The following is an 18,792-nucleotide window of genomic DNA, read 5'->3' on the forward strand; positions in this document are numbered from 1 at the left end:
AAATGACGACCGTCGAACATCCCTTCGGGTCCCTTTCGTTTGCTCATCACCGGCTACCAGATTCATCCAGTCGTTACTTTAACCGATCCACCGAGCGTATTTGCATCAGATCAGCTTTTCCAACGTAACTATGCCTGATTAACTTCTCTTTTCAGATTGCTGCCATGCCGGATCAAAGACTGCCGCCTTGATCTGACGGGATACTCCAGCGTCGAATATAGCAACGTTGGTTTCACCCGAAAAATGCCAGCTCGTTTTGTCCATATTTGCTGAACCGACAATCGTCATTGCACCATCGACCGCCATAAATTTTGCGTGGCTAGCCCCGTTACCGGCCTCATTGCCGTGTGGCACAGGAGCCGCTGGATCCGCCTGCGGATTCTTAAAATAGCGTACATCTAGCGAGTCACTACTTCTCACCTGCTTGCGTAGCCGCTCGATGGCCATGTCGTTCGTACCACCAGCAATCCGGTTCTTTACACGCTCGTCGTTAAATCCTTTCGATACCAGTATCTGTACAGCGACGCCGCGATTTGCAGCATCAGCAAGAGCTCGAATTACCGCCGGCGCGTTCAGGTTCGGTGTCATCACCTGCACTGACTGATGCGCAGTGTTGATGGCGGTCAGAAACGCCTGATTCTGCGGACTGTTATTGCTTTCGTTGAGTAGATTCCAGTTGGGACGACGCGTCAATACAGCCATCTTTACTCCGGAGGCGGCTTTGACACCAGTGGGCGGCAACGAGGCCGCAGACAGGCTTTCCAAAGGCCGCGTTTCCTGATCTGGATTAACACTTGCATTCCAGTTGGTTGCGAAATCTTCGCGTAGCCCTTGTGCGACCTCGCCCGACATAGTGACGCCAAAGTCATATGCCGGATTGTTACCGTGGTTGCGACTTTGTACGTTAGCTCCAGTCATAGCAGCTTTCTGACCATCTACAATCACACTTTTAGCATGTATCGAATCGGAAGAGCGGTGTTGATGCACCCGGACTTGGAAATCGATATCCCGGGTGAGCGTCGCATATTTATGATCGGGGCTTTTCTTGTAGTTACCGACGAGAGCTTCAGGCGAGGACGGCCACCGTTTGGGGCCACCTTTACTTTTATTTGCGGACGTCATACGCATGAACGTCTGTGCAAAGCCAGTGCCTTCGTTGACGAGAAGCATAACGCGCAGTGTCGTATTTGGCCCAGATGATGACCCTGCTTGCTCGCGACGAGCGTCTACTACATCTACCAGTGCATCTAGAATCTTCTTAGCACCAGGTGAATTTGGGTCCCAGGCGAAGGTTTGAATGCATACCTCTTCTTTCGCGGCCCTCACCAAAGCTGACTGCCTGGAAAAAATTGCGTCACCACCGATGTCCACGCTCTCTATTACATTACCTTCGGAAACCATAGCTTCTGGCCGTACAGTGCCGCCATCAGCATGTGCAAGCGCGGCTTTTACGACGACTGCCGATAGTCGCGCTGACGCAGAAAGGCCTGGCAGACGGATATTCGTTGAGTTAGATGGGGTAGCAGTGCTACTCCGTGAAGAACGACTAGTCGATGCAGTCGAACTCAGGTTTCCTCTCGAAGCTGGCCTTAGGCAATCAAGCATCGGAGATAGTGTCCGCCGAACAGATGGCGTGCTCGCTGGAGGGTTCGGATGTTTTCCGGCCTGCCCAGTCGTTTCAGGCTGTTGAATACCCTGATTCCCAATTTTCACAATTTCCCCCTTTTCAACTACTCCGTTTGCCAACCATCGTAAATACGTCAACTAACAGTTCATCCGGCTAACGTGAAATAGATGCGCCCGTAACGAACGTACACGAGATAATGAAGCGAAAATGAAGGGTTCCGACCAGTGAGAGGCGATCCTTCGCTTGTCCAGGGGGACATGAATGGTCTACTCTAATATTGAGAAACGATGAATTGTTAACCACTGGTTTGCTTTGCATCATCGACATCTTCCAAAAAAATCCAACAGCATAATGACGTCCATGTCACTACGAACGTGCTTTAGCTGCGCCACCCCCGGCTTATCTTCGCTTTTGGTGACAAATATTCTCCGGACCAGAAACCGTAAAACCAATTACGAGATAACTTAAATCGTTGCGCATAACACAGAAAACCTATCTATCTCGGCGCTTACTTTCTGTGGACACGACGAATCGCCAGTGCTTTGAGTCGGCTCTAGTCTTTGACAGGATGGAGCCGTAAGGAAGTCCGTGAGATTTTCGCCTGAGGCGCGCGAGCGCTTGGTGCGCATAAGGTAGATTCAAGCGCAGAGGCCGGAGTACGAATCGCAAAGGACCACCGTTGACCAAGCGCCATATCAATGTTGTTGCGCATAGTTAGGCTCATGCGCTTGCTGTACAGATATTCCCTAAGAGAAACTAGCAAAATGCACATCTCCAAAACGTCCACGGATTCTCACTGCAGCGTGTTACCCGACCGCGACGCATCGGCGACTACGCGGCCGACGCCCCGAAGGTCAACGATATCTGAAATAGCGTCCGCCGACTCCCCATTACCGATACGTACCAGCACAGGTCGATCGGCGCCTCGGAATGCACGTCTTGGTACAAGCTCAGCAATCGATACAGAGAACGCAATCGTATCGGGAGTGGATACAAAATCGTCTCCAAGTTTCCAGACTGCCAGAGCTTCGCTACCCTCGGTCGCGCCGACAGCCATGGGCGAGCTTACAGATACGATCCAATCCGAACTCGCTAGTAAATGGCCGTCTAGGTACTGTCATGTCGATGAAAACGCTTTGGTGCTGGATACCGTCCCCTCCAGCGAGGACCGTCAGAAGAAGCTGATTCGATTGACCATCGAGTCGGCGCAGCGCTTCGCTATCCTCACCACCTACAACATCAACCCTGCAAGGGACTCCAAGCCCGGAAACGTTTCCGGTACCACATTCGCGATGCTGGAAGCGTTGGCAAGGAGGCAACACGAAAGCGACTTTACTTTTGTGTTCCTCTACAACGAAAACAAGTTACTGGAGAACTCGGCGATTGCAACGATGTTGTACCAGAACGTCGTGACCAACATGTCGCTCAAGACCGAAGCTAGTGGTTCACGCACTACGACTTGGCCTGCCGTGATCGAAGCGTACAACCGGCAGCAGAACGACGAGCAGTTGCGGATCGGTAACGTAAAATGCAGCATTTACTTCGTGGCGGCCAAGGCCAAGGGCTTAGCGGGGTCGCACCACAACAAGTTCTGCATTAATGACCGGGGCATTGCCGCTACACTGGGCGCGAGCATCGCAAACAAGACCAAGGATAACTGGATGGATGGTGGCTGCATCACCCTAAGCTCACGGCTGGCTGCGAGCCAACGCGATTATTTCATCAGCGAATTGTTGGATGGGCATTCGGTGAAATGCGCGCAGATGCGGATGGAAGGCGAGAGGCCCATAATGTCGCGCCTCAAAGACATCGCACCGATCCGCGCCTTGGCCGACATTGACGTCCGCTCACCCCTGGACGTTGAAGGTCCTGCGAAGGAGGGCGCGGTGGAGCAGTTCCGCGACGTGCTGGATCGTGCAGGTGTACCGCTTGAAGGCTCCCGGCACAAGGTACTGTGGATACAAAATCCTTCAGACAGCACAAGAAACATGCTTTCCGCCAGAGGTCGCATTGAAGGCAAGCCCATAGGCCATGTTTTGGCAAGAGTGTTCCGCAGCGCCACGGCGGGCGAGACCATTGACATCGCGTGCGGAAAAGTCGGTACAGAAGCCTTTGCACTAATAGGTAATGCGCTTTCTAAAGGTTGTAACGTCAACATTCTCATTGATCAATGGAATAGAGCATTGGTCGAGCGCCGGGCGCGTAGTGTCTATGCAAATAGCGCGGCAATGCCTCCTGGTCAACTAACGATCAGGGAGTACGCTCCAAATGAGAATTTGAAGCAGCAACAAAACCTTGGTGTTCGGGACAGGCAAGGCCTTCATGCCAAAAACTACGTGCTGACGAGAAAAAATGGCTCCTTTGTCGTCATGACCGGTTGCTACAACCTGGACGGGCAGTCCCACTATCGTTCCAACGAAAACTTGATGTTGATTGAGACCAGAGACACCGCACTTCGCAAAGCGCTTTTCGATGAACTTTACGAGGGCAGCGATGGCCCGATGACCCATTTTCCTGCGTCTAGCGTGTCTTGATCCGCAGCAGATGTCACCGGGGAGCGAACAAGGTGAGCGGAAATTCCTATTAGGGGTTCCAAGCCGGACAATGGCATTCGGTTAAGGCTTCGGCGCGGCGCCAAACGAATTTCATCGCGTGCGGGGCTTGAAGGAGCGTCGCGGGTAGCGCCGCCCCGGGCGATTGCGTTGCCTGATTCGAGCCACTGCCGCCATCGCCTTATCCAGCCAGTCCGCGATAGTACGCCCTGCCATCAGAACAAGATTTTCCAGGTGGCGTCCGACCACAGACAGGCAATGCTTGAAATTGATCCTCAACGTCTTGTCGGATTGAGGCCATGAGATCGTGCGGCAGGATTCCTCTGGCCGGCCATTGGAAGGTAGCCGGTTGCGGGTGTCTATTTCAAACAGCCGGGCAAGGTTGATCAGCAGAAAATGCCCATAGATCTAATGCTTTACACCGCGATCCGTTTGCGAATGAAAGTCCTCCATGTCGATGATCTCTTTCGAAATCTTGTACAGCTCTTCGATGCCCCAGCGCCCGTGATACAGATCCGGAAAACAGTCTGCAGGATAACCGGCCTGATCCATCAGGGTCGTGGCATACACGTGGGTTTCATCCTCGATACGGCACTTCACCAGCTTGACTGAAAGCGGCTGAGGACCCACGGTGTGTCCGCGTTTTTTGAGCCCATGTTTCACTGCGGGCGACGGGACGTACTCGATAATGGCGTCCCTGCGGTCACTCCCCCAGAACGCGGCCACTTGCGAATTGGTGGTCCCCTGCTGCAGGCGGAACACCGCGTATTGTCCGCTGGCCATAACCTGATGCAGCATCAGGTAGCTGAAGTAGCCCCGGTCGAAAATGACCAGATCTCCCTCCTCCAGTTTCGCCAGATGCTCAGGCACACAGCTGTCAAACGAACTAAAGTTGGTACGAAATTGTACTAAAGTCGAGACTTTTTCGATTCGGCAACGCAATCGGAGGGAGTGAGCCTTATGTCACAACGGTTTTCGGTCAATTGACGTAAAGATGAAACTCTTCGGAACAATCGATGATCGCACGGAGCTCGTATGACTTCACTCCACGAGCCACTGGGATTCACTGGGTTCAGTTGGTCACGAGCCACAGCACTTCTTGTACTTCCTCCCCGATCCACATGGGCATGGATCGTTTCTGCCCATCTTCGGTTCGTTCTTCACGGGCACAAGGATGTGCTCGCCCGCCGTCTTCATGAACGTGTCGCGATGCGCGAAACACTCGAAACATCGCGGATGCTGCTGACAGAATGCGGCCCAGAGTTGGGCGAGATGCATAGCGGACGAAGTTCGAAGGCCGAGGAAAGATCATCATATTTGACGGTGACCATGACTTTGTCTTCATCTGGATGCTTTTGCTTTTTGCGGGGACCGCTGCGTCGCAGGCGAGCGTGTGGGCGATTTTTGCGAGGCGGTTGAGCGGATCGCTTTCGGCGTATCTCCACGCGCTTTGCCAGCCGGTTTTGTGGCAGCGATGGATTTGACTACCGCCCTGGGCGTCGCCTCTTTGCCTTTCGAGGTCGATTTTGCGCTCGATGCCGGTTTCTCTGGCGGCGATGGTTTGGCAACCCGGTCCGTTCGCGGGGCGGACTGCCTGCCTGTCCGTTTGCGGGTGACAGGTGGTGCGGCGAGCGGCCCGGTGTCAATCTCGATACCGAAGACGTCGCCCAGGGCCGCGTCCTTGAGGACCTTGCCCGACGCGGGCGCGGTTCCCGCTGCGGACAATCCGGCCCCCGTGCTGCTGATGAGATCGGTGGCATCCACACCCCGCAGCGTGAAGAGCAGTTCGGGCTGCTGGTCGAGCCGTGCGCCTACGCCATACAGCACTGCGGCAACATGCTTGCACATCGACGCCCAGTCCGGGCAGCCGCAATCGAACCGGATTTCTTTCGGTGTCGGAAACAGTCCCGTGCCTAGCTTGCAAATCCGTTCCATTACCGCACCCGAGAGCTTGCCCTGCAGCAGCTCGACCATGGAATCGATCGATGACGTACAGCCGTCGACCAGCGTACGCCAGTGTTGAGGGGTGCACGCGGCGACGTCGACATTGACCGTGTAGAGGCTCGAGCCCATGACCTGCGCATGGACTTTTCCTGAAGTGATCTGCAAATCGACCACCGATCCGTTGCGCACGTAGGTGCGCCCGCGCGGCAAGCGGTTACCGTAGTCGCTGTAGCCCTCCAGATTATCGCACCACGTCTTGCCCCAGAAGGTTTTCGCGATGGCGCCGCGATACGGCGGGATCGGCGACAGTGTCTTGCCGGCCTTGACGGTTTTCGCGACCAGCTTTGCAGCTTTTCGTCGGCGCTCAGCCACCGGAACGTAAGGTTTCCACCCACCGTAATAACCCATTGGACTCACTCTTTGTGATCAGTTTTCCTGAGCGGAATGTATATCGAGCCTGACGAGATCCAGCAACTCCCGATCGCTCATTTCAGTGAGCAGCAGCTCCGCTCCGCCTTCGAGCACATCCGTCACCAACTGTTGTTTCGTTTCGATCAACTGGTCGATCCGATCCTCAACGGTGCCCCGGCAGACGAACTTGTGCACCAGCACGTTGCGGCGCTGGCCGATGCGAAAGGCCCGGTCTGTCGCCTGATTTTCTACGGCCGGATTCCACCAGCGATCGAAATGAATCACGTGGGAAGCCGCAGTCAGATTCAGCCCCGCTCCCCCTGCCTTGAGCGACAGCACAAAGAAGGGCGTCAATTCGTCTTCCTGAAATTGCCTGACCAGTTCGCGCCGCTTGCCGACAGGGGTGCCGCCATGCAGGATCAAACCTTCGCGGCCAAACAGTGATCCCAAAAATGCGGCCAGGGGCTCGGTGGTTTCGCGAAACTGAGTGAATACCAGTACCTTCTCCTGCTTCGCGGCAATCACCTCGACCAGTTCCCGCAGACGCGCAAATTTACCACTGGCCTCAGGCTTCCATGCCGCATCGCCGAGCCACTGGGACGGATGGTTGCATATCTGCTTGAAACGCATCAGGTAGCTCAATACGAGCCCTTTGCGCTCAATGCCTTCTGCCCCGTCGAGCGCAGCGGCCAGGTCATTGACCGCGCGCTCGTACAGCGCGGCCTGAAACGGGCTCAGGTGGCACCAGGCCTTAAGCTCGGTTTTTTCAGGGAGATCGGCAATGACGTTCCTGTCCGTCTTCAGGCGGCGCAGGATGTATGGTCGCACAAGCGAGCGAAGCGGACCGAAGTGTCCGGCTTTCGCGAGACGCTTGCTGAATCCGGCAAAATCCTTCGCCGAGCCCAGCAGGCCCGGATGCGTGAAATCGAAGATGGACCACAAGTCCGAGAGGCGGTTTTCGACAGGGGTGCCGGTCAGGGCGATGCGCGCCTGAGCCTGAAGCTTCTTGACCTGCCGGGTTTGCCTAGCCGCGGGGTTCTTGATGGCCTGTGCTTCGTCGATGATCGCAAGACGCCAACGGATCCTCTCGAGCGCAGGCTGGCGAAGCAGCGCGCCGAAACTGGTGATGACGAGGTCGGTTTGGGCGAGCTTCGCCTCATCGAGGTCGCGCAGGACCTCGGTGGGCGTGACGGAGGGGTGGGCGACTAAGACACGCAGACCGGGCGCAAACCGTTCGGCTTCCCAGGCCCAGTTGGCCAGCAGGGAGGCCGGCGCGACGAGCAGGCTTGGCTGCGGAGCGGGCTGTTCGCGCTTCAGGATCAGGAGCAGCGCGAGGACCTGGATCGTTTTGCCGAGCCCCATGTCGTCTGCCAGACACGCGCCCAGTTCGAGGCGGCTGAGCAGGTAGAGCCACTGCACGCCCGCCTGCTGGTAAGGCCGAAGCTGCGTGCGCAGCCCGGGGCCGGGTTCGACGTGCGCCAGGCCTTGCGGCTGACGCAGGTTCTGAAGGGTTTCGGCCAGCCAGGATCCGGCGACGACTTGTGCCCAGTCGTGCTCTTCCTGCACATCGGCCTCATCGCCCGATACGCCGGCCAGCAGGCGTAGCGCGTCGTTGAATGGCAGCCCCGATTGTGCGGCCCGCCCGAGATCTTCGAAGCGTTGCAGAAGACGGCCGAGCCTATGGGTATCCACCTCGATCCAGCGTCCTCGGATCCACTGTAGACCGTCGGCACCCTTCAGCAGTGTCCGTACTTCGGCGGGGCTTAATAGTTCGCCCTCGAGCGAGACCGCGACGTTGAAATCAAGCAAGGCATCCTTGCCGACGAGCGACGGCGGTTTCGTGCCCACGCTGGCCGTGACGCCCGGCCTCGCGGGACGACCCGTCGTCCACGTACCGGGTAGCCGGACAATGATGCCGGCGGCCTCGAGTGCCGGCAAATCCTGGAGCAGGTGCCAGGCCTCGGTGGGCGTCCAGCGCAACGGATGATAGATCTCGCGCGACTCAAGCAACGCGCGCACCCAGTCGCAGCGTTCGGCCGCCTGCTGAACAGGACCCAGCAGCGAAAGAAGCTGTGCCTTGTTGCGCGCGCCGGAGAATTCCTCGAGCGAGCGCGACAGGGGCTGATGCTGGGTCTTGCCATGCGCCGAGACGCGCGTCGTATAGGTGGCCAGAAAGGCGAAGGGGGCGTCCGGGTCTTTCCGGTTCTCGGCAAGATTGAAGTGAACCCGGCCCACCAGATTCCAGGTGGGGTGACGCGATTTGAGAAATGCCTGAAGCGAGCCACCCGCGCTGGCCAGCTCCTGGCGCAGGGCGTTGCCGATCTCGCGCCACAGTGCCGCGAGCACTTCCGGCGTGAGATATTCGGCGCCCGTCATGGGCGGCGCATCCTCGATCATCTTTCCGATGTCCTTGGCGTTCGGTTCGATGACTGCGATGTTCCCGTCGGTGAGCGTCGTGCATAACACGGTGACGTAACGCATGGCAAAGTCCCGCCACCAGCCCCAGGCGGGGGGCAATGCCCGCCCGATTACTGTGCTGCCGAGATGGAGCAGGCCGTGGCCTGCTCCGGCCTGGAAAGCGCGGTCGAGCGCGATGTCTTCCGGCACGGGGGGCGCATCGGTTTGCGGCATAGCAAGAAGATGACCTGCGGGCGTAACGGTGGGAGCAAGATGATCCGTATTGATCGAAGACATGATGATCGAAGGGGCAGGTTTCACTGCAAATCAGACTGTGTCCGCGGTTTCCCGATGCAACGCCCGAAGGCCTCAGCGAACTGCCGGGAGCGCCTGAGGTCGTCTGCGCGCAGGTACATCGAGGTCGTTGAGATGGACGAATGGCGCAGGTTCTCACGTACGCTCGTCAGCTCCGCGCCGCGACCGAGTGCGTGAGTCGCATGCGTGTGGCGCATCCAGTGCGGACTCGCGCGGCGCAGTTTTTCTGCCAGGAGCGGATGCTCTCCCTCAAGTACGCCAGCGGCTTCCCTAAAAAACCGGCGCATGACGCGCCACAGATGCGCGCCCGTAATACCTGCGTCCTCATGCTCGCCAAGGCCGGCGAGGATTGGAGTGGCCGGGTTCCAGCGCTCCCGTGAGACCGGCAGGCTTCGTTCAAGCAGATATTGATCAAGCGCATCGGTGGCCAGCGGCGGTAACGTCACCCTGCCGGGTTTGCTGCCTTTGCCAATGAGGTGAAGCCAGGGGTCGCCGTGCCCGTCAGGACGGATGTCGCGCAGCACGGCACCGACGAGTTCGCTTGCTCGCAGGCCCGTCGCGTAGCCGAAGTCGAGCAGGAAGCGCAGCCTCCGTGCAGCAGGCGCGGACCAGCCATACGACCATTCGAGACCGTCTGCAATGGCCCGCAGCAGCAGCCACTCGCCTTCGGTGAAGCCGCGCGCAGTGTCGAGCTCGGGGCGCAGGGCTGTACCGCGCACCTTGATGCCGGCAAAGGGGTTGGCCAGTACGTAGCGCTGCTCGATGAGCCATCGATACAGCGCCGAGAGGACCGTGAGTGCGTAGGCGGTCGAGCGCGCCGACAGGCCGCCCGTGAAGGGGCGCCATTCGACAGAATCGCGCGGGCGCGGCGGACCAACCCACCGCTCACGTGGCGAGGGGCGCCGTACAAACGTCCGGTATGCAATCGCGTCATCAGTTGTTAGCGACGAGAACGCGCGGCCCCGCTCAACGAGGGCCCAGAGAATCAGGCGCTCGGCTTCCTTGCGGTAGGCGCGCTGCGTCGTGACGGTCTCGTGCAGCGCGAGCCACGCCTGCACGGCTTCGTAGTCGTTCGTGGCATTGAGCGTGCAGGTCTCGCGCGGGGCGCCGCGCAACGTGCCCTGCGAACCGTCGACTTCATGCGGCAGCCGTAGCTGCTCCCACGGCGCGATACCGGCTGGGTGCGTAAGCGTGATCAATGCGCGGGCACGCTCAGTCAAGGCTGGGCGCGCCGCGAAAAACGCTTCGATGGCCCGAGCGCTGCTCGCTCCGAGCCCCCTGATCCTGGTCCACCACTGGCGCCGGCGGGGAATGCGTACCGTCAGATCCGTGAGTGTGCGGATGCCGTGAGCATGCAGCGCCCGCACTGTGCGCGGCGCAAACCACAGCGCGACGTCGTCAGTCACTTGCGGTTGCGGCAAAGGCAACGAGCCAAGCATCCTGATCGTGCGCTCGACCGTGTCCGCCCGAGCGTGTCGTTGTGTGGTCGTATGCTCGAAGACGGCTGCCAGATCGGGGCGATGCCGGCTATGCGCAAAGGCAATCAGTTGCCGGCGGATGTCGCCTATGAGACCCCTCGACGATTCCCCTGCCGCCCTGCGCCCGCCCAGGTAGCGGGCCATGGCTGCGCGCGAGGACAGGCCTGCGTACCAGGCGCGAAGCATGGCGAGCTCGTCGACATCGGGGAAACCCTGCCCTGCGGGCTCCTGGGGGTGACGCGTTTCGATGGTGTTAACTTTTCATCCAAAAAATGAATAACGCGATAACGTGAATTATCTCACTACATCGATTTCTTCGAAATTTTTTCGAGTGTAACAGGATGGTGTACCGTCCTGAAAAGGCGAGTGCAGGCGCGCCAGTTCTGCCGGTCGCATGAGTAGCGCGTGAAACAGATATTTTTCTCGGGCACGCATGAACCGCACGATGCGCGTCCACGCGCGGGCGGATCTGGCCAGATCGTGCGCCAGCCACGCGGACATCTGCTCCCTCCACTGCTCAGGAGGACATTCAGCGGGACGGTGTGGTGCATGGGCCAGCCACCCGGTCAGGCCCATGGCCGGCATGTGGGGCTCGCGTTCTGGTGCGAATGTGCGCGAGAAGCCGTACCAACTGATTGACCAGCCCAGCGCCGTGGCCAGATCGGCATTCACGTCCTGGGTGTGGATGACCATCGCGCCGTAGCGGTCTGGCAGGGGTAGACGCGTCAGGGCAATCCGGCAGGTATCCCCAAAGAGGTCGCGACCGACATGCTTCAGAACCCGCTCGTATTCCCGAAAATCGTTATCAAAATGCGGCCAGTCGGCGCTGGCCCAGGCAATCACTTCCGCTCCGCTGCCTTCGCCTGGTGACGGAGCAGGTCGGATTTTTTCAACCATGTCGAGCTCGACGCGATACCGCCCGGATAGCTCCACAAGTGAGGGGGGCGGTACATCGTAAAGCCGGTTCAGCATCTGGATGCAGCGGGCTAGTCCTGTCATCCGGATCTCGATGCCTGCAGCCCGTTGACGCGCGACTTTTCCGGTGGCGGGAGCACATGACGGAAACGGCGTGGCGATGACCGGCATCATCGCATCGGCGAGATGGATCTGCCAACGTTTGAAGATTCGGGCCAGTCGGCCTTTGACGGGTACGCAGCGGCCGGCGGGACGATTGAGTTGCCGCACCCAGAACGTGCCGCAGTGGGAGCACGATAAAGGGTGCCTTGTCAGACTGCTGTCGAGCGCATACGGTATGACCGCCGCGCATTTGTGGCAGCCACTGCGCAAGCGGGACCCATGTGTCGGGCATCGTTCGACGAATCGCCACTGAAACCACGCCGCGTGAAACCCCTGTTCAAGACACCCGGGACAATAGCGCAATTCGGTGGCCGCCCATGTCAGTGCCGGGTGGGCCGAGGGCAGACAGAATCCGTTCGGCACGGCCGCCTCCGCAATCTCAAGCAGGCTACAAAGTCGGGAGGGAACAAACCGGTCGGCACGCCGAAAATCCACGCCCCCACTACTGGCTTCACTGGCGCGTACGGCAACGAGGCTTGCCAGCGCGTGCAGCGGCAGCCGGTTGAACAGCGAGAATTTCGACACCCGCATCCACATGGATTCGCCATCGCTGCTCCAGTCGGGACGGGTCGTATAGCGCGCCTGGTCAATATGCGTAGGCAACACCAGCGGTTGCCAGGCGTGATCGCTCCAGTCGGGCGGTATAGCGACCGTGGTAGTCATGACGCGAGGCTCAGCGCGGTGTGATGGCGGACAGTATCGGCCGACCTGCCTTTTGCCCCAGCACATAACGACTTTGTTCGACCATCTCGTTCCAGAAGAGCGTGTCGAACTTCAGGGTTTCGCTGTCGCGGGATGAACCGAGCAGGAGCGCGGCTTCGACCGAGGCGGTGAAGTATTTCATGGGCACATCCACCGGGCCTTCCAGATTCGCCTTGATGTGTGCGTCCTCGAATGCATCCCACAAACGGGTTGCAGATTCTGCCAGACGCAGCCCCGCTGCGTACGCCCTGGGAACGAAGAATCGCGCATAGCTCCAGCCCGAGTTCGCGGGACATTCGCCGCTGTCATAGGTCGCGAGAACGGCCGCACATTCGGCTGCACTGACAATACCCCGAAACGCGAGCTCCTCGACCATGAATCGCGCTACAATCTGCTGCTTGTCCTGCGCCTGGAAGACAGACTTCTGTGCGAGCAACTGCGGTTGCCCCACTAGAAAAGTGAACAGCCGCAACGCGTTGCTCTCCATCTCATCGTGCAGGTCACGCAGCCATTCGTATTCGATTTCACGCAGGTTCTGCGCTTCGTCTGCGAACAGGATGACACGATCGTCCCCCTTGTTCTCGGCCACCTGTCGCAGCTTGTGCAGCAGACGCCCACGCAGTGCCGCCCGGGACGCACCGCTTTGCGCGGGATGCTTGACGGCATGCAACAGTGCCGAAAAGAAGTTGTTCTCGGAGGCCGTTTGTGAGCGCGGGCAGCGCAACACATACACGGAGGTTTTCGGATATCGCCGTTCAAGATCCTGGCGCAGGAATTCGATGGCGTAAGTCTTCCCGATACGGGGGCGACCGTGAATCAGAGCCCCGGTGATGTAGAGAAACAGACATTCATCGATGAGCTTGCGAAAGGCAGCGATGGAGGGCGTGGGAACCCGATACTTGCGCCGGAAAAGCGGATGTTCGTCGTAGGCGATGGGACGGCGAATGTCGTCGGACATGCAGGTTCTCCCTGTCAGCGGTTTTGTACCTTCAGATCCCCCAGATCAACGGGCATTACCACGACATCTGCCTGGCGACAACGCGTGGGCGTCTGGGACGCAACCGCCGACGCGCTATCCGGCCCGTCATCTGCGGGCTGCTGCGAAAGTTGCATGATGGCAGTGGCCTGTTTGCGGCCGCGTTTTCTGATGTTACGCTGGGCTTCGGAGAACACCTGTACCGGATTCTGCTCGCCGGCAAACTTGAGCTTGCCCAGCCGCCGCTGTCGCAGGATATGCTTGCGCACCCGCATGGTATGCCGGCTGTAGCGCCAGCCCTCAAGAACGCTGAGATGGCCGAGCTCGGCACCGTTGGGCAAATAGGCCCACGCCTCGCGCATGTCGGCAGGATTCGGATAGACGCGAATTTTTTCACCGCTGAGCCCGGCCGTGCGCTGCAGGACCTCGTTGCTGTACCTCGCGCCGTAAAGGCTGATATAGGGCGCGACGCCACGTGCCACGCTGCCTCGTACCGCGCACAGATGAACCGGTTGCAATTGGTGCAGCCGGGCGCGCAGCAACTGGGGCAACGTACGCACGGCAGTCTGCTGATAGTCGATGGCCAGTTGCAGCGCTTCCAGCGGCGTGCGTCCGTTCAGGCCGTCGTGTGGCGTTGCGTGATAGTTCGCGATGGTCACATCCAGCAACTCCTCGAGCTCGGGCAGGGTGATCAGCTGTTCCACGGTTACGCGTCTGCCGCGCTTGCCCGCCGGATCCTCCGAGTTGCGACCGGTGGTGCCAACCACCTGTCTGGACATGCGGTCCGTCAGCGTCAGGAAAAAACGCTCGATGAAGGGTCGTGTCGTTGGTTGCCCGACAGGCCCGGCTTCCAGCCGGCAACCGATGAACCTGCAGGCCGGAAGGAAAGTTTCCTCGCTCAAGTGTGCCGCCGCGTTATCGACTTTCAGGACATCCCAGCATGCGCCGGCGACTTCCGGGCAGGCTTCCGACGCGAAACCGGCCCCCGGACGATAGGTCAGCCCGGTAATGAGTAGCTGGTCACGTTTGCGGCGTGGACGCAGTGCGTCCTGCATCGCCGCAAGTACATCGTGGTGGTTGTATTCGGGCGCGGGCACGACCTGCCAGCCTAGCACGATGCGGGTGCAGACATCGATCAGCGTAACTACAAACAAACGCTCCGTTTCAAGATCGACGCTGATGCCGGAGGGTTCAGTAAAACGAACCCTCAGCCGCAGGTCCAGCTTGTGGCCATCCAGTTCAACCACGGAAAACGGACGGATGGTGGTTTCCCAGGCGCACTCGCGACTGTCCATGCGTCGTACCGGTACCCTCGCTTCGAGGCGGCGTTTCACCCAGCGCGCCAATGACCGGTATCCCATCTCATCCTGGCTGAAGGGATAGGCCTGTGTGCCCAGACCGGCTTCCCGGCAGGCGGCGATCAGCTTTGACTGAATATTTCGTAGCCCATAGAGCCTTCCGTTCTTTGCAATACCTAGCGTACCAGCACCGACTTCGCGCTCCAGAATCTGGGCCAGTTGAGGCAGCCGTTCGAACAACTGCCCCAAGGCGCCAGTAAGACCCCCGCGCTGTGAGCGCCGAATCGCTGGCGCAATACGGCGGTAGCTTTTCGTTCGGGAATGCGGAATGAGCGCGCGAAAGCCCTGGATCCTGCCATCGGGATGGGGCGCAAGACACCGCTTCAGAAGCCGCGTCAGTGTGCTCCGGTTGATGTCGAACTGCCGCTTCAGCTCGGCAGGCGGCGTGCCACGCAGGTACGCCTGGATGGCACCTTCGCGTTTCTGGTAGACCAGTAGGCGAGCAGGATCAATTGCCGATGGATCGACCCCGGGCCACGCGCTGCAATCTGCCAGTTGTTCGGGAATGTCACTGCGCATCATGCGTTTGCTCACGATGATATCGGTTCACCCGTGTGTGCCGGCTGAACGCAAGCGTGACCAGATCTGGACTGATGAGCTGACCGCCATGCAGTCCGGCGATGACCGCCGTTCGGACAAGCACCGGGTCGATACGGGGAAAGCCCTGTTCCGCTTCATCCACTGTCGCGGAACGTTCAAAAAACTCGACGACGTTCGCGAGCAATGTAGGTTCGATCAAATGTGCACCTGTCGCCAGATAGGGAAGCAATAGCATCCAGTTTTGGATCCAGATGCGATGACGTTCGATTTCCTTCGTGGAAATGATTTCGACATCTGGCGCGGACCGGCCGGTTAGCGCGGCGGGTTGCGGTTTGTGTGCTTCGTCCTGTGCGTCGGCACTATCATCAACGCTCAGCCACCGCTCCCTGCCGTCACGCATGATCCAGAAGTCAGCTAACGGCTCCGTCACGGCCTCGACGGATAGTGCAGGCCGCTCACAGTAGCTCGATACCCCGGGATTTGCCTCAAGAATGATCCACAGGCGAAGCTGCATTACCGAGGAGAAAAGAATCGGACGTCGCAGTTTTGGTGCCCAGGCATGATGGAGGGTCTGTCTGGGAAGGCGCCGAATGGGCAAGGGAATCGGGCTGGTCATGACATAAAGTTGGAACGTCCAGAATGCTTCAACTTTAGTTCAATTTCATGCGAAGTTCCAACTTTAAGTCAATCAAAATTGACACAAAATTGGAACTCAGACCGGAGAGTTGCCTGTCTGGCGCGGGTTTCAGTCCAGATCAAGGTTCCATGTTTAGTTCGTTTGACAACTGTCGTCGGATTCCATCGCCTATGCGCTGTCGGTGCTCGGCGCCATGTTCCGCTGGCTGATCGAGCAACGTTATGTGCTGGCCAATCCGTTCGCGGGTCTCAAGGTGCGTGGTGCGCGCCGCAAGGGCAAACTGGACAGATCCCGGGCCTTTACGACTGGCGAATGGGAGCTGGTACGCACGATCGCCGACGGGCTCGAGTGGTCGTATGGCTGGGCAGTGCCGGCTGCACAGCGCCTGCGATTTCTGCTCGACTTCGGTTACGCGACCGGCCTGCGGGCCGCCGAACTGGTTGGTGTGACACTCGGCGGCATCGAGCATGGCGCACGCGGTGAGCGCTGGCTTCACCTCACGGGTAAGGGAGCGAAACCCGGCAAGGTGGTCCTGCCGTCACTCGCAAGCTTCGCGCTGGACCAGTATCTGGCACAACGCGGTTTGCCCGTCACGCCGTCCCGATGGGCACCTGATACGCCGATACTGGGTCACCTCGGCGAGCCGTGCGGCATCACCACGCCGCGCCTGAGGCAGATGCTGCGCCGGTTCTTTAGCGACGCGGCCGATGCCATCGAAGCCGACCATCCACCTCTCGCAGACAAACTGCGACAGGCCACGCCGCACTGGATGAGACACTCGCACGCGACACACGCACTGGCCGGTGGGGCAACGCTCACGACCGTGCGCGATAACCTGCGGCACGCATCGATTTCCACGACCTCGGTCTATCTCGACGACGACGAAGTGCGGCGCACGCAACAGATCGAGCATGTCTTCACGCGACGCTCGCCCGCGTAACGACTCGCCCGCCCTCCCCAAAGCCTCATCTGACAAGGGTTACGGATGGATTTTCCATTTATGGGCGTTGGGCACTTTTAGCCACATACGAGTACCACAGTGGATCGTACGGATTCTGGTCCGAATGCACCAGGATATGCCGCACAATAGCCACCGAGCTCGCATGGAAGAGCCGATAAAATGAAGGCCGTTGATCAGGCACGGGGTTACGAGCAGAGAACCACCAGTCGCGATTGCCGACCATCGCATAATATTTCTGCTTGATCCACCGTAGCCCTTTCTTGGGGTGACGAGCTTTCGCCCAACGCCACAAGATATAGAAGATCCGATGGTCGACATGCGAGAACGTCCGCTTCGCAACAATATGCCGATGATAATTCGCCCAACCCCGTATAACCGGATTTGGGGTTCCAAGCCGGACAATGGCATTCGGTTAAGCGCTATGCTAGTTTTCTCAAAAAATCGAGCAAGGTTCCTCTTCCCGATGCCTCATGAAGAAATATCAGTGTTTTGGACAAAAGCCGGCGAACTGTTTGAGCAAACCTGTCAAGCCATGGATCCAATCTGGCGAAAACGTAAGCGCGTGATCGATACCCGGCTGCTGGTCGTATTCATCCTGAAGCTGGTTTTGAGTAGAAACCGGCAGGGCTATGGCAGCAGTCTGTGCGCACTCTGGGAGTCCTGTTCGGACAAAGGGATCACTCTGCCCCGTACCGATGCTGTTGCGGCTTCGTCGCTGTGTGAGGCCCGGCAAAAGCTTCCAGAAGCCATTTTTAAAACGCTCAACAACGAACTGATTTCACTGTGGCATGCTCACCGGGATACCCCGAACTGGAAAGGGCATCGCGTTTTCGCCATAGACGGCTCGAAAATCAATGCGCCCCGCGGCCTGCTGGAATACGGCTATAAAACTCCGCGGGAGACGACCCGGCATTACCCTTGCGGCATGGTGAGCGGCTTGTACAACCTGCAGGAACAACTGATCTACGATTTCGTACTGGTACCCCACAACGATGAACGCCGCTGTGTGCCTGACCATCTGGCAAAACTGGAGGAGGGAGATCTGGTCATTTTCGACCGGGGCTACTTCAGCTACCTGATGCTGCATCAGGTTCTGGCCAGCGGACAATACGCGGTGTTCCGCCTGCAGCAGGGGACCACCAATTCGCAAGTGGCCGCGTTCTGGGGGAGTGAGCGCAGGGACGCCATTATCGAGTACGTCCCGTCGCCCGCAGTGAAACATGGGCTCAAAAAACGCGGACACACCGTGGGTCCTCAGCCGCTTTCAGTCAGGCTGGTGAAGTGCCGTATCGAGGATGAAACCCACGTGTATGCCACGACCCTGATGGATCAGGCCGGTTATCCTGCAGACTGTTTTCCGGATCTGTATCACGGGCGCTGGGGCATCGAAGAGCTGTACAAGATTTCGAAAGAGATCATCGGCATGGAGGACTTTCATTCGCAAACGGAGCGCGGTGTAAAGCATGAGATCTATGGGCATTTCCTGCTGATCAACCTTGCCCGACTGTTTGAAATAGATACCCGCAACCGGCTACCTTCCAATGGCCGGCCAGAGGAATCCTGCCGCACGATCTCATGGCCTCAATCCGGCAAGACGTTGAAGATCAATTTCAAGCATTGCCTGTCTGTTGTCGGACGCCACCTGGAAAATCTTGTTCTGATGGCAGGGCGTACTGTTGCGGACTGGCTGGATAAGGCGATGGCGGCAGTGGCCCGAATCAGGCAACGCAATCGCCCGGGGCGGCGCTACCCGCGACGCTCCTTCAAGCCCCGCACGCGATGGAATTCGTTTGGTGCCGCGCCGAAGCCTTAACCGA

General features: G+C 58.8%; 13 protein-coding genes and 1 pseudogene. 3 read left to right on the plus strand and 11 right to left on the minus strand.

What is annotated here, in order from left to right; translation table 11 throughout:
* Positions 1–138: 138 nt before the first annotated feature.
* The gene (locus SJQ66_RS13050; RefSeq protein ID WP_253467371.1) at positions 139–1,401 is read right to left on the minus strand and encodes a phospholipase D-like domain-containing protein; all 1,263 of its coding nucleotides are present in this window, start codon (positions 1,399–1,401) and stop codon (positions 139–141) included.
* Positions 1,402–2,682: 1,281 nt separating this feature from the next.
* Here SJQ66_RS13050 and SJQ66_RS13055 point away from each other — a divergent pair.
* Positions 2,683–4,161, plus strand: a complete 1,479-nt coding sequence (locus SJQ66_RS13055) for a phospholipase D-like domain-containing protein (RefSeq protein WP_320534521.1) — start codon at positions 2,683–2,685, stop codon at positions 4,159–4,161.
* 426 nt (positions 4,162–4,587) lie between these two features.
* On the opposite strand, the gene SJQ66_RS13060 is transcribed toward SJQ66_RS13055, so the two are convergent.
* The 9 genes from SJQ66_RS13060 to SJQ66_RS13100 form a co-directional block, all read right to left on the minus strand.
* The gene (locus tag SJQ66_RS13060) at positions 4,588–5,049 is read right to left on the minus strand and encodes a transposase (protein WP_320534522.1); all 462 of its coding nucleotides are present in this window, start codon (positions 5,047–5,049) and stop codon (positions 4,588–4,590) included.
* A 210-nt stretch (positions 5,050–5,259) separates the two neighbouring features.
* Positions 5,260–5,457, minus strand: coding sequence for an SEC-C metal-binding domain-containing protein (locus tag SJQ66_RS13065; protein WP_320533905.1), 198 nt, complete (start codon positions 5,455–5,457; stop codon positions 5,260–5,262).
* A 63-nt stretch (positions 5,458–5,520) separates the two neighbouring features.
* A complete protein-coding gene (locus tag SJQ66_RS13070; protein WP_320533906.1) occupies positions 5,521–6,531 on the minus strand; it encodes a hypothetical protein in 1,011 nt (336 codons plus the stop codon).
* Positions 6,532–6,549: 18 nt separating this feature from the next.
* Complete coding sequence (locus tag SJQ66_RS13075; protein WP_320534384.1) at positions 6,550–9,228, minus strand: DEAD/DEAH box helicase; 2,679 nt, start codon at positions 9,226–9,228, stop codon at positions 6,550–6,552.
* 20 nt (positions 9,229–9,248) lie between these two features.
* The gene (locus tag SJQ66_RS13080; protein ID WP_320533907.1) at positions 9,249–10,910 is read right to left on the minus strand and encodes a site-specific integrase; all 1,662 of its coding nucleotides are present in this window, start codon (positions 10,908–10,910) and stop codon (positions 9,249–9,251) included.
* A 108-nt stretch (positions 10,911–11,018) separates the two neighbouring features.
* Complete coding sequence (locus SJQ66_RS13085) at positions 11,019–12,464, minus strand: hypothetical protein (protein ID WP_320533908.1); 1,446 nt, start codon at positions 12,462–12,464, stop codon at positions 11,019–11,021.
* Between the two features lie 10 nt (positions 12,465–12,474).
* Positions 12,475–13,461: an ATP-binding protein gene (locus tag SJQ66_RS13090; protein WP_320533909.1), complete on the minus strand. Its 987-nt coding sequence runs from the start codon at positions 13,459–13,461 to the stop codon at positions 12,475–12,477.
* Positions 13,462–13,475: 14 nt separating this feature from the next.
* Complete coding sequence (locus SJQ66_RS13095) at positions 13,476–15,371, minus strand: integrase (RefSeq protein WP_320533910.1); 1,896 nt, start codon at positions 15,369–15,371, stop codon at positions 13,476–13,478.
* Positions 15,346–15,993, minus strand: a complete 648-nt coding sequence (locus SJQ66_RS13100; RefSeq protein WP_320533911.1) for a hypothetical protein — start codon at positions 15,991–15,993, stop codon at positions 15,346–15,348. Before SJQ66_RS13100 ends, SJQ66_RS13095 begins: the two co-directional genes overlap by 26 nt.
* Positions 15,994–16,162: 169 nt before the next feature.
* On the opposite strand from SJQ66_RS13100, the pseudogene SJQ66_RS13105 reads away from it, so the two are divergent.
* Positions 16,163–16,954, plus strand: a pseudogene (locus tag SJQ66_RS13105) (tyrosine-type recombinase/integrase); the annotation flags it as partial.
* A 58-nt stretch (positions 16,955–17,012) separates the two neighbouring features.
* Here SJQ66_RS13105 and SJQ66_RS29705 read toward each other — a convergent pair.
* A complete protein-coding gene (locus SJQ66_RS29705; RefSeq protein ID WP_407691494.1) occupies positions 17,013–17,378 on the minus strand; it encodes a group II intron maturase-specific domain-containing protein in 366 nt (121 codons plus the stop codon).
* Between SJQ66_RS29705 and SJQ66_RS13110 the strand changes: the two genes are divergently transcribed.
* A complete protein-coding gene (locus tag SJQ66_RS13110; RefSeq protein ID WP_320534523.1) occupies positions 17,283–18,788 on the plus strand; it encodes an IS4 family transposase in 1,506 nt (501 codons plus the stop codon). The genes SJQ66_RS29705 and SJQ66_RS13110 overlap by 96 nt on opposite strands.
* The last annotated feature ends 4 nt before the right edge of the window (positions 18,789–18,792 follow it).

The organism is Robbsia andropogonis, from assembly GCF_034047095.1.
GTDB classification, from domain to species: domain Bacteria; phylum Pseudomonadota; class Gammaproteobacteria; order Burkholderiales; family Burkholderiaceae; genus Robbsia; species Robbsia andropogonis.